2 protein-coding genes are annotated in these 352 nt (G+C 34.9%); both read right to left on the bottom strand.

Going from position 1 to position 352, the window contains the following annotated elements:
• Nucleotides 1–16: 16 nt before the first annotated feature.
• On the bottom strand, nt 17–256 hold the full coding sequence (locus M595_RS28680; RefSeq protein ID WP_023067852.1) for an IS200/IS605 family transposase: 240 nt from the start codon (nt 254–256) through the stop codon (nt 17–19).
• Entirely contained in the window at nt 225–341 is a 117-nt protein-coding gene (locus M595_RS33080; protein ID WP_375339258.1) for a transposase, read from the bottom strand. The genes M595_RS28680 and M595_RS33080 overlap by 32 nt, the downstream gene beginning before the upstream one ends.
• Nucleotides 342–352 lie beyond the last annotated feature (11 nt).

Here is a 352-nt window from a genome sequence, read left to right as displayed (position 1 = left end):
GTGAGATGAATTGCGGTCAGGGTTTATCGGAATTAGGTTTGTTCTGATTTTCGATATATTGTCGCCGAGTTGAAATAGTTATTCCACCACAACTAGCAACAAAGTAAGAGCCATTCCATAAAACATCTTTCCAGTAAAAAGAATTTAAGTGGTCGGAAAATTCTTGTCTAAGCTTTCGAGACGTTACAGATTTGAGATTATTAACCAAATTACTTAAAGCAATGTCACCGATGGTACTGAAAAAGAAGATGAACATGATTGTCTTCCCCGTTAAATTCAATTAATTTACAATCCCACTTATGAAGTAATTCTTCAAGGATGGAGTGTAATATGTTCAGCATCTCAAGAGTAA

The sequence above is a fragment of the Lyngbya aestuarii BL J genome (assembly GCF_000478195.2).
Classification (GTDB): domain Bacteria; phylum Cyanobacteriota; class Cyanobacteriia; order Cyanobacteriales; family Microcoleaceae; genus Capilliphycus; species Capilliphycus aestuarii.
Note: the sequence above shows the minus strand (reverse complement) of the source record. Positions and strands in the feature narration are given on the sequence as shown.